The organism is Polaromonas sp. P1_E11 (assembly GCF_056405995.1).
In genome coordinates this window covers 304,821-315,238 of sequence record NZ_JBFUBA010000004.1, presented here as the reverse complement: position 1 = coordinate 315,238, position 10,418 = coordinate 304,821, and the positions used below count along the sequence as shown (strand labels likewise).

Sequence of the window (10,418 nt, the reverse complement as noted above, 5' to 3'; positions counted from 1 at the left end):
CACTTCACCGGTGAGATCTACGTTCTCTCCAAGGACGAAGGCGGCCGCCATACGCCATTCTTCAACAACTACCGTCCCCAGTTCTACTTCCGCACGACGGACGTGACCGGTGCGATCGAGTTGCCAGAAGGCAAGGAAATGGTCATGCCAGGCGACAACGTGTCGATCACCGTCAAGCTGATCAACCCGATCGCCATGGAAGAGGGCCTGCGCTTTGCCATCCGCGAAGGCGGCAAGACCGTCGGCGCCGGCGTCGTTGCCAAAATCATTGCGTAATTTCCGCAAACCATAAGGAATTACCATGGCCACCAAGCAAAAAATCCGCATTCGCCTGAAGGCGTTTGATTACAAGCTGATCGACCAGTCGGCAGCTGAAATTGTTGACACTGCCAAGCGCACCGGTGCGATTGTCAAGGGCCCCGTGCCCCTGCCAACGCGCATGAAGCGTTTTGACATCCTGCGTTCGCCCCACGTCAACAAGACGAGCCGCGACCAGCTGGAAATCCGCACGCACCAGCGTCTGATGGACATCGTGGACCCTACGGATAAAACCGTGGACGCCCTGATGAAGCTCGACCTGCCGGCTGGCGTGGACGTCGAAATCAAGCTGCAGTAAGCAAGAAATCGGGGTTTCGGCCACAAGCCGGGCCCCAAAGCGACAGGTTTTAGCCCGGGTTTGCCATTTTTGGCAGCCTGGGCTATACTCTTGGGCTGTCCTTTGCATATTGGCTTCGTGCCTTTGTGGATTGGACAGTTTTATTAACTGTCTTTCACATCAAAACGTCTGTGGCCAATTGAAGTCGCAGCGGTGAAAGTTACGAAAGAACACATCATGAGTCTGAGCAACTCCCTCGGGTTGCTGGGCCGCAAAGTTGGCATGATGCGTCTGTTTACGGATGATGGGGACACAGTTCCTGTCACCGTGGTGGATGTATCGAACAACCGCGTGACCCAGGTTAAAACCGAAGCAAATGACGGCTACGATGCCCTCCAAGTGGCATTTGGCGCGCGCAAAGCATCGCGCGTGACCAAGCCGGCCGCCGGCCACCTTGCGAAAGCAGGCGTTGAAGCTGGTGAAATCCTGAAAGAATTCCGCGTGACGGCTGATGTCGCAGGCAAATACGCTGCCGGTACTGTTGTGCCCGCAGCCGACGTGTTTGCCGTGGGCCAGCTGGTGGACGTGCAGGGCACCTCCATTGGTAAAGGCTACGCCGGCACCATCAAGCGCCACAACATGAGCTCGCAGCGCGCGTCGCACGGTAACAGCCGTTCGCACAACGTTCCCGGCTCCATCGGTATGGCGCAGGATCCTGGTCGTGTGTTTCCTGGTAAACGCATGACGGGCCATCTGGGTGACGTCACCGTGACCACGCAAAACCTGAACATCGTGCGCATCGACGAAGCCCGTCAGCTGCTGATGATTCGCGGCGCTGTGCCTGGTTCCAAAGGCGGTTTTGTCACGGTTCGTGCCGCGATCAAGGCCAAGCCCACCACCGCTGCTAAAGGAGCGAACTGATGCAGGTCGAACTCCTGAATGACCAAGGTCTGGCCTCGTCCAAAGTGGATGTGCCTGATACCGTGTTTGGTCGCGAATACAACGAAAGCCTGATTCACCAGGTGGTCGTGGCCTTCCAGGCCAACGCCCGCCAGGGTACCCGGGCCCAGAAGGACCGTGAGCAGGTTCGTCACTCGACCAAGAAGCCTTTTAAACAAAAGGGCACCGGTCGTGCTCGTGCTGGTATGACGTCTTCGCCACTGTGGCGCGGCGGCGGTCGTATCTTCCCGAACATGCCTGATGAAAACTTCACGCAGAAGATCAACAAGAAGATGTATCGCGCCGGCATGGCGTCCATCTTCTCGCAACTGGCGCGCGAAGGCCGCCTGGCTGTGGTTGATTCGCTGGCTGTGGATTCACCCAAGACGAAAGTCCTGGCTGACAAGTTCAAGGCCATGAACCTCAACTCGGTGCTGGTCATCGCTGATGTGGTTGATGAAAACCTGTACCTGGCTTCCCGCAATCTGGTGAACATCCTCGTGGTTGAGCCCCGTTACGCCGATCCGGTGTCGCTGGTTCACTACAAGAAGGTTCTGGTCACCAAGGCTGCCATGGACCAACTCAAGGAGATGTTCGCATGAGCGCCCGTAACCCATCTTCTCCAAAACTGAAATTCGACGAAGGCCGCCTGATGCAGGTTCTGGTCGCTCCCATCGTGTCTGAAAAGGCGACGATGATTGCGGACAAGACCAATGCCGTGACCTTCAAGGTGCTGCAGGACGCTACCAAATTTGAGATCAAGGCTGCTGTGCAGCTGATGTTCAAGGTGGACGTCCAGTCGGTTGCCGTCCTCAACATCAAAGGCAAGACCAAACGCTTTGGCAAATCCGTGGGCCGCCGCGACAACATTCGCAAGGCTTACGTGACGCTCAAGCCAGGTCAAGAGCTCAACCTCGGTGGGGAGTCTGCGTAATGGCTGTCATTAAAATGAAACCCACCTCTCCCGGCATGCGCGGGATGGTGAAGATCTCCCGGGATCACCTGCACAAGGGTGAGCCTTACGCGCCGCTGCTGGAGCCACAATTCCAGAAGTCCGGCCGTAACAACAACGGGCACATCACTGTTCGCCACAAAGGCGGTGGTCACAAGCATCACTACCGTGTGGTCGACTTCAAGCGCAACAAGGACGCCATTCCGGCCAAGGTCGAACGTATCGAGTACGACCCCAACCGCACGGCCCACATTGCGTTGCTCTGCTACGCCGACGGCGAGCGCACCTACATCATCGCCCCTCGCGGCCTTGAAGTCGGCGCCACGCTGATCAGCGGTTCGGAAGCGCCGATTCGCGTGGGTAACACCCTGCCGATCCGCAATATTCCTGTCGGTTCGACGATCCACTGCATCGAGATGCAAATCGGCAAGGGCGCGCAAATCGCCCGTTCCGCCGGCACCTCTGCAACCTTGTTGGCCCGCGAAGGTACCTACGCCCAGGTGCGTATGCGCTCCGGTGAAGTTCGCAAGATCCACATCGAATGCCGCGCCACCATTGGTGAAGTCGCCAACGAAGAACACAGCCTGCGCCGTCTCGGCAAGGCCGGTGTGAAGCGCTGGATGGGTATTCGCCCGACCGTTCGCGGTGTGGTGATGAACCCGGTTGACCACCCGCACGGCGGTGGCGAAGGCAAGACCGGCGAAGGCCGTCATCCTGTCGATCCATGGGGTAACCTGACCAAGGGCTACCGCACCCGCAACAACAAGCGCACGCAAGTGATGATTGTTTCGCGTCGCAAGAAGTAAGGCTAACCCATGACACGTTCACTCAAAAAAGGTCCGTTTGTCGACCATCATTTGGTAGCCAAAGCCGACAAGGCCGTTACCAACAAGGACAAAAAGCCGATCAAGACCTGGTCGCGTCGCTCCATGATCCTGCCCGAGTTCATCGGCCTGACCATCGCCGTGCACAACGGCAAGCAGCACGTACCTGTCTACATCACCGATCAAATGGTTGGCCACAAGCTGGGCGAGTTCGCACTCACCCGGACTTTCAAAGGTCATCCGGCTGATAAAAAAGTTGTGAGAAAGTAAGGAAAAGACCATGGAAACACGTGCAACCCTCCGGGGCGTTCGTCTGTCGGTCGACAAGGGCCGTCTGGTCGCTGACCTGATCCGCGGCAAGAAAGTGGATCAAGCCCTCAACATCCTGAATTTCACGCAGAAAAAAGCTGCTGGAATCATCAAGAAGGTTGTGGAGTCCGCCATCGCCAACGCTGAACACAACGATGGCGCCGACATCGACGAACTGAAGGTGAAAACCATCTACGTCGAACAAGGTGCCACGCTCAAGCGTTTCTCCGCGCGCGCAAAAGGCCGCGGCAACAGCATCAGCAAGCCCACGTGCCATGTGTACGTGGTCGTTGGCAACTAAAGGCAGCAGGATATGGGACAAAAAATCAACCCAACCGGGTTTCGCCTTGCAGTTAGCCGCAACTGGTCTAGCCGCTGGTACGCAAGCAACCGTGACTTCGCCGGCATGCTGGCCGAAGACATCAAGGTTCGCGAGTACCTGAAGGCCAAGCTCAAGAACGCTGCGGTTTCGCGCGTTCTGATCGAGCGCCCCGCCAAGAACGCCCGCATCACGATTTTCTCGGCACGTCCGGGCGTCGTGATCGGCAAAAAAGGCGAGGACATCGAGAACCTCAAGAAAGAACTGAGCCGCCAGCTGGGTGTGCCGGTCGCCGTGAACATCGAAGAAGTTCGCAAGCCTGAAATTGATGCCAAGCTCATCGCTGACAGCATCACGCAACAGCTTGAAAAACGCATCATGTTCCGCCGTGCGATGAAGCGCGCCATGCAAAACGCCATGCGTCTGGGTGCCCTGGGCATCAAGATCATGTCGTCCGGCCGCCTCAACGGCATTGAAATCGCTCGCTGCGAGTGGTACCGCGAAGGTCGCGTGCCCCTTCACACCCTGCGCGCCGACATCGACTACGGCACCTCTGAAGCCAAGACCACCTATGGTGTGATCGGCGTCAAGGTCTGGGTCTACAAGGGCGACACGCTGGGCCGCAACGATGCACCAGGCGCCAAGATGGTGGAAACACCAGCCGACGAAGAACGCAAGCCGCGCGGCCCACGCCGTGATGCCCGTCCTGGCGATCGCCCTGGTTCCGACCGTCCTGCTCCACGCGGTGCCCGTGCACCACGAGGTGCGACCAACACCGCTCCGGTAGATGGAAGCGACAAGCCGGCTGAAGCTACTCCTGGTAGCGAAGCCCCGAAAACCACCGTTAAGCGCGTCCGTAAAGCCGCGCCAGCTGCAGCAGCTGACGGTGCCAAGACCGAGTAATCGGTCTATTAACGGAGAATCAAAATGCTGCAACCCGCTCGCAGAAAATACCGCAAAGAGCAAAAAGGCCGCAACACCGGCATCGCAACCCGGGGTTCCTCGGTTGCGTTCGGTGACTTCGGTCTCAAATGCACTGACCGTGGCCGTCTGACGGCCCGTCAAATTGAAGCCGCACGCCGTGCGATTTCCCGTCACGTCAAACGTGGCGGCCGTATCTGGATCCGTGTCTTCCCGGACAAGCCGATTTCCCAAAAGCCTGCTGAAGTGCGTATGGGTAACGGTAAAGGTAACCCAGAGTATTACGTGGCTGAAATCCAGCCCGGCAAGATCGTGTTTGAAATCGTTGGCGTGCCCGAAGAGCTGGCCCGTGAAGCGTTCCGCCTGGCTTCTGCCAAGCTGCCGCTGCGCACCACCTTCGTCAGCCGCATGATTGGCCAGTAAGGGGAAATGACCATGACCAAATCCACTGAACTCCGCCAAAAAGACGTTGCCGGCCTGAAAACCGAAGTCAAAGAGCTGCAAAAAGCCCACTTTGGCCTGCGCATGCAAAAAGCCACGCAGCAACTGACCAACCTTTCCACGCTGCGGTCCACGCGTCGCAGCATCGCTCGCGCCAAGACTATCCTGGCCGAAACCATCGTCAAGCAAGGAGCCAAAAAATGACGGAAGCTAAAAAATCCCTCAAGCGCACCTTGATCGGCAAGGTGGTCAGCGACAAGCGCGCCAAGACCGTCACGGTCCTGGTTGAGCGTCGTGTGAAGCACGAGCTGTATGGCAAGATCGTATCGCTGTCCAGCAAGTACCACGCCCATGACGAAAAAGGCGAGTACCACACGGGTGACGTGATCGAGATCACCGAAAGCCGCCCGATCTCCAAGACCAAGAACTGGGTTGTGACCCGTCTGGTTGAAAAGGCTGCGATCGTTTAAGTCTTGGGTTTACCTCAAGGCTGACGTCAAGTCACTCTCTAAAAAATGGCTCACCTTGGTGGGCCATTTTTGTTTGCGCCGGCGATGTGTACGCTGTGTTCCCTGGTATGCCCTTCAAGGTCAGGTCGGTTTTCGCACAGTGAGCGCACGCTTTTCAGCTCCGCACTAAACTGCGGGAGTTGATTTTCAACCCATTTATTATTTGAGGAGCACACCATGATCAAAGTAGGCGACACCCTTCCGGCCACCACGCTGATGGAATTTTCTGAAATTGAAGGCAACGGCTGCAGCATTGGCCCCAACCCGGTCGACGTGGCCAAGGCCACCGCCGGCAAGACCATCGCGTTGTTCGCGCTTCCCGGTGCATTCACGCCCACCTGCTCGGCCAAGCATGTGCCTGGCTATGTGGAGAAATTTGCCGAGTTCAAGGCCGCAGGTGTTGACGAGATCTGGTGCCTGAGCGTGAACGATGCGTTTGTCATGGGCGCCTGGGCGCGCGACCAGAAGACCGGCGACAAGGTTCGTATGCTGGCCGACGGCAGCGCGGAATTCGCCAAGGCCACGGGCCTGACACTGGACCTGACGGCGCGCGGCATGGGCGTGCGCAGCAACCGCTATTCCATGCTGGTCAAAGACGGCAAGGTCACCAGCCTGAATGTTGAAGGCCCCGGCAAGTTTGAAGTCAGTGATGCCGCCACGCTGCTGGCACAAGCCAAAGGCTGATCACGCTGCCCTGGCCCTCAAGGGCCTGCCAAAGCCGCTGTCTCCCGGTCAGCGGCTTTTTTGTGTCCTGCTGGTTATGGCGGGCTGACTTCGGTCCGTTCCTTGCTATCAATACCATAGCTGCTTGCGCCCGGCATTATTGGTCTGTAGCCTGTCCTGGCTACAAGTCGACCTTGAGATAGTGCGCGCCCGGGATCGGGTTGTGATAGTAGGGCGGTATCTCGGAGAATCCCAGCTCGGCATACAGGGCACGCGCTGACTCCATGTCGTCCAGCGTGTCCAGCAGCACCGAGGAATAACCCGCCACGCGCGCCGCGTCCAAAATCGCCTCTGCCAGCTGCCGGCCCAGGCCGAGGCGGCGAAAGGGCTGGCGTACATACAGCCGCTTCATTTCCCCGGCATTCGGGTAGTCGACCGAGTCCAGTGCACGCAGCGCGCAACAGCCGGCGACTTCGCCGTCGACCAGGGCCAGCAGCAGCGCACCCTCAGGGTCATCGTACTCCCCGGGCAGTTCGGCCAGTTCGGCCTCAAAGTTCTGGAAGCACAGGTCAATGCCCAGCTGCTCCGCATACTCGCGAAAAATCAGGCGCGTGGCAGCCAGCTGCTCCGGCGTGTCGGGCGTGATGAACTGGATGAAGGGGCGTTGCACGGATCGGCGGGGGAGAAGTCGATAACCAGTTTACCGTGATTTGCAACTGGAGAGCAGGCCCGGGACGCCCCGGCCGGAGGCATCAAAATGCAGGCGCGGCCAGTGTAGACACCCAGTAAGCCACGCCGCCGCAGACCGCCAGGATCAGCGCCGCAGCCAGGCGCGAGACCGTGTCGTCCCGCGATGGCGGGGCCGGCACCACCAGCTCCTTGTCACCGTGCAGCATGGCGCCGACCAGGTTGTGCTTGCGGGTCAGGTAATAAACGATGGCCGCGATGTGCAATACCACCAGGGCCAGTAGCACCCACTTGCCAATGTTCTTGTGATAGTTGGTTGCCAGGCCAACGGTGGCATTGGAGACAAAACGTGTCAGCGGGCCGGCAAAGGCAATTTCGTCGTCGCTCAGCAGGCCCGTGCCGACCTGGGCCACCAGAAATCCCAGCATGGCGAACACCGAACCAGCGCCGATCGGGCTGTGGCCGACACCGTGTTCGGGCTTGCCCTGGCCCTTGAGGTAGCTGATGACGCTTTGGGGCGCATAGATGAACGCCCCAAAACGAGACCAGCGCCCACCCACCAGGCCCCAGACAATGCGAAACAGCAGCAGGGCCAGCACGGTATAGCCAAACCGGAAATGCCAGACCATGGCGTTGCCACCGATGGTGCCGGTAATGGCCAGCCCCAACACACAAGCCACCAGCGCCCAGTGAAAAAACCGCGTGGGGAAATCCCAGACGCGCACCTTGTGAAGATTTTTATTGGTGTACATGCTCACTCCTCGTTCTTGCTGGTTGTTTTATGCAACGGTGCTCTTTATACGGCCTCGCTGCCACTTGGTGCTTTCCCGTAGCGCATAAGTTCCTGCGGAACTTATCAGGTCTGGCTAAACTCAGCCCTATGGCAACAGGCAAAGTGTGTTGCCATTGCCCCATCTTAAGAAAAAACCTACGAGGAACCCCATGAAAGCTTTTGCCTGTATCGCCGCGGCCGCCACATTGATGGCCATGGCTGCTCCGGCCTCCGCGCAGTTTGCCAAACCCGAAGACGCCATCAAATACCGCCAGAGCGCGTTGTTTGTCATGGCCCAGCACTTCGGACGCGTCGGCGCCATGGCCAACGGCCGTGTCCCCTTCGATGCCAAAGTCGCAGCGGAAAATGCAGAAATCGTGGCCGACATGGCCAAGCTTCCGTGGGCCGGCTTTGGCCCCGGCACCGACAAGGGTGGCAACACCAAAGCCAAGCCTGAAATCTGGGCCGAACAAGCCAAGTTCAAGGAAGGCCATGAAAAGCTCGTCGCAGAGACTGCCAAGCTGGCCGCCGCAGCCAAAACCGGCAACCTTGATAACCTGAAGACCGCATTCACGTCCACGGCCGGCACTTGCAAGGCTTGCCACGACGCGTTCAGGGCGCAGTAAGTAACCCCCTGTTGAAGCTCACTTCGTGTAGCTTCCTCTCCCCCTCAGGGGGACAGGCGCCTTGCGACCGGCGAAGCCGGATCGCGGCCCCTGCTGGCTGAAATCGGGGATGTAGGTTCTGCTATTAAATTTATAGCAGGTTGCCCCATCCCATATGGTAAAAAGGCCTGTTTCATTGCTGAAACAGGCCTTTTTTTCGGGCGGGGAACGCTTATCAGGTCTCTTTGAGAAGCTTTTCGATCAGCTGGTGCAGCGCCGCAAAGTCGGGCTCGCCCACGTACTGTTTGACGATCTCGCCGCGCTTGTTGACCAGGTAGGTGGTGGGTGTGAGCTGCACATCGCCCCATGCTTTGGCCACTGCGCCCGTGTTGTCGATGGCCACCTTGAAAGGAAGCTGGCGCGTCTGCGTGTAATTGACGACATAGCTGGGCGGGTCGTAGCTCATGGCCACGGCCAGCGTGTCGTAACCCTGGGATTTGTATTTGTTGTACGTCGAAATGACCTTGGGCATCTCAGCCACGCAAGTCACGCAACTGGTGGCCCAGAAATTGACGAGGGTGACCTTGCCTTTCAAGTCGGCGGTGGTTTGTTTGCTGCCGTCCAGCAGCACAAAGGTCGACTCCGGGGCGGCCTCAGCGCCGCCACATCCCGGCAGGCAGGCAAGGGCCGCCACAGCCAAAATACCGGCCAGTGCCGTGCGGCATACTGTCAGGCGGGATGTCAATTTCATTGGAAGGACCTCATCATGCAACGTCGCAATTTTAACCAGGCCGGCGTCAGCGCGTTGGGCGCACTGATATTGGCCACTTACCACCAGGCCCACGCACTCTCGCTCGGGGACTTGTCAGGCATCAGCAATGCCGACGCCAGCGCCGGCCTGAAAACAGCCCTCGAGAAAGGCGCTGTCGCCGCCGTCGCCCTGCTGGGCAAGACAGATGGATTCCTCGGCAACCCAAAAGTTCGCATTCCTTTGCCCGGATATCTTGAAGACGCGTCGAAAATTCTGAAAACCCTCGGCAAGGGCAGGCAAATCGACGAGCTGGTCACCTCCATCAACCGCGCCGCCGAAGCCGCCGTGCCCATGGGCAAGGACTTGCTGGTCAGCGCCGTCAGGGGCATGAACGTCTCCGACGCCAAGAACATCCTGACTGGCGGTGAAACCTCTGTGACCAGCTTCTTTGCTGAAAAGACCCGCGCCCCGCTGGGCGTGAAGTTTCTGCCCGTGGTGACCAAGGCGACCGAAAAAGTCGGCCTGGCTAACAAGTACAACGAATTCGCCGGCAGGGCCGCCGGCTTTGGCCTGGTCAAGAAAGAAGACGCCAACATCCAGCAGTACGTGACCGGCAAATCGCTGGATGGCTTGTACCTGATCATCGGCGAGGAAGAAAAGAAGATCCGGCAAGACCCGGTAGGCACGGGCAGCGCCATCCTCAAGAAGGTCTTCGGATCCATGAAATAACGGTTTTGCTGAAGTATTGCAGCGCAAATCGGCTTTCAGCCCATATAGGGCGGGCACAAGCAGCTATCAAAAAGTGAGCGGTATAGAGGGCAGGGCGGCGGGATCTGATTCAGGAACAGGACGGCGTTCGCATTGGGGCGGGCGGCTCCGAAAAAACGCATTTGCTTACATGCGGTTGGTAAATATGACCACGCGGGAAATGCCTTAACAGCCTCGCCGATAAACGTGCTCTGATCAGGTTGCAGCGAACGGTCTGGAGCGGCTGCAGATACCGCGGATTACCGACGGTATGTGAAGAATGCCGCTCAAGCCGCCAAGCTGGGTTATGCAGGCTTCATCCCGCGGCTGGGGGGCAACGGATGGACGCCGGCATGAAGCGCCGCCACGTCAGCAAATCCGACA

18 protein-coding genes are annotated in these 10,418 nt (G+C 58.5%); 15 read left to right on the top strand and 3 right to left on the bottom strand.

Annotated elements, in window-relative coordinates:
• The 13 genes from AC1D11_RS17085 to AC1D11_RS17025 all read left to right on the top strand — a co-directional run.
• The coding region (locus tag AC1D11_RS17085; protein WP_477651471.1) for an EF-Tu C-terminal domain-related protein at nt 1-276 on the top strand (276 nt) is incomplete at its 5' end.
• 25 nt (nt 277-301) lie between these two features.
• On the top strand, nt 302-616 hold the full coding sequence (gene rpsJ, locus AC1D11_RS17080; RefSeq protein WP_007838118.1) for a 30S ribosomal protein S10: 315 nt from the start codon (nt 302-304) through the stop codon (nt 614-616).
• Between the two features lie 216 nt (nt 617-832).
• A complete protein-coding gene (rplC, locus tag AC1D11_RS17075; protein ID WP_011481229.1) occupies nt 833-1,516 on the top strand; it encodes a 50S ribosomal protein L3 in 684 nt (227 codons plus the stop codon).
• The gene (gene rplD, locus AC1D11_RS17070; RefSeq protein ID WP_011481230.1) at nt 1,516-2,136 is read left to right on the top strand and encodes a 50S ribosomal protein L4; all 621 of its coding nucleotides are present in this window, start codon (nt 1,516-1,518) and stop codon (nt 2,134-2,136) included. Before rplC ends, rplD begins: the two co-directional genes overlap by 1 nt.
• The gene (gene rplW, locus AC1D11_RS17065; RefSeq protein ID WP_457281637.1) at nt 2,133-2,468 is read left to right on the top strand and encodes a 50S ribosomal protein L23; all 336 of its coding nucleotides are present in this window, start codon (nt 2,133-2,135) and stop codon (nt 2,466-2,468) included. Before rplD ends, rplW begins: the two co-directional genes overlap by 4 nt.
• A complete protein-coding gene (rplB, locus tag AC1D11_RS17060) occupies nt 2,468-3,292 on the top strand; it encodes a 50S ribosomal protein L2 (protein WP_011481232.1) in 825 nt (274 codons plus the stop codon). Before rplW ends, rplB begins: the two co-directional genes overlap by 1 nt.
• A 9-nt stretch (nt 3,293-3,301) precedes the next feature.
• Nucleotides 3,302-3,580 (top strand): 30S ribosomal protein S19, encoded by a 279-nt coding sequence (gene rpsS / locus AC1D11_RS17055; protein WP_007866503.1) that lies wholly within the window; start codon nt 3,302-3,304, stop codon nt 3,578-3,580.
• Nucleotides 3,581-3,590: 10 nt separating this feature from the next.
• On the top strand, nt 3,591-3,920 hold the full coding sequence (gene rplV / locus AC1D11_RS17050) for a 50S ribosomal protein L22 (protein ID WP_007866508.1): 330 nt from the start codon (nt 3,591-3,593) through the stop codon (nt 3,918-3,920).
• Between the two features lie 12 nt (nt 3,921-3,932).
• Nucleotides 3,933-4,841, top strand: coding sequence for a 30S ribosomal protein S3 (gene rpsC, locus AC1D11_RS17045; protein ID WP_457281636.1), 909 nt, complete (start codon nt 3,933-3,935; stop codon nt 4,839-4,841).
• A 24-nt stretch (nt 4,842-4,865) separates the two neighbouring features.
• A complete protein-coding gene (gene rplP / locus AC1D11_RS17040) occupies nt 4,866-5,282 on the top strand; it encodes a 50S ribosomal protein L16 (RefSeq protein ID WP_122954483.1) in 417 nt (138 codons plus the stop codon).
• Nucleotides 5,283-5,294: 12 nt separating this feature from the next.
• Nucleotides 5,295-5,504: a 50S ribosomal protein L29 gene (rpmC, locus tag AC1D11_RS17035; RefSeq protein ID WP_431098894.1), complete on the top strand. Its 210-nt coding sequence runs from the start codon at nt 5,295-5,297 to the stop codon at nt 5,502-5,504.
• Nucleotides 5,501-5,770, top strand: a complete 270-nt coding sequence (rpsQ, locus tag AC1D11_RS17030) for a 30S ribosomal protein S17 (RefSeq protein ID WP_007866526.1) — start codon at nt 5,501-5,503, stop codon at nt 5,768-5,770. Before rpmC ends, rpsQ begins: the two co-directional genes overlap by 4 nt.
• Nucleotides 5,771-5,986: 216 nt before the next feature.
• On the top strand, nt 5,987-6,493 hold the full coding sequence (locus tag AC1D11_RS17025; protein ID WP_477648231.1) for a redoxin family protein: 507 nt from the start codon (nt 5,987-5,989) through the stop codon (nt 6,491-6,493).
• 160 nt (nt 6,494-6,653) lie between these two features.
• On the opposite strand, the gene AC1D11_RS17020 is transcribed toward AC1D11_RS17025, so the two are convergent.
• The gene (locus tag AC1D11_RS17020) at nt 6,654-7,142 is read right to left on the bottom strand and encodes a GNAT family N-acetyltransferase (protein WP_477648232.1); all 489 of its coding nucleotides are present in this window, start codon (nt 7,140-7,142) and stop codon (nt 6,654-6,656) included.
• Nucleotides 7,143-7,224: 82 nt separating this feature from the next.
• Nucleotides 7,225-7,911, bottom strand: coding sequence for a cytochrome b/b6 domain-containing protein (locus AC1D11_RS17015; protein WP_477648233.1), 687 nt, complete (start codon nt 7,909-7,911; stop codon nt 7,225-7,227).
• Between the two features lie 190 nt (nt 7,912-8,101).
• Between AC1D11_RS17015 and AC1D11_RS17010 the strand changes: the two genes are divergently transcribed.
• Nucleotides 8,102-8,557, top strand: a complete 456-nt coding sequence (locus AC1D11_RS17010; RefSeq protein ID WP_477648234.1) for a c-type cytochrome — start codon at nt 8,102-8,104, stop codon at nt 8,555-8,557.
• A 214-nt stretch (nt 8,558-8,771) separates the two neighbouring features.
• On the opposite strand, the gene AC1D11_RS17005 is transcribed toward AC1D11_RS17010, so the two are convergent.
• Nucleotides 8,772-9,287 (bottom strand): TlpA disulfide reductase family protein, encoded by a 516-nt coding sequence (locus AC1D11_RS17005; RefSeq protein WP_477648235.1) that lies wholly within the window; start codon nt 9,285-9,287, stop codon nt 8,772-8,774.
• Between the two features lie 15 nt (nt 9,288-9,302).
• On the opposite strand from AC1D11_RS17005, the gene AC1D11_RS17000 reads away from it, so the two are divergent.
• Nucleotides 9,303-10,016 (top strand): DUF4197 domain-containing protein, encoded by a 714-nt coding sequence (locus AC1D11_RS17000; RefSeq protein ID WP_477648236.1) that lies wholly within the window; start codon nt 9,303-9,305, stop codon nt 10,014-10,016.
• Nucleotides 10,017-10,418 lie beyond the last annotated feature (402 nt).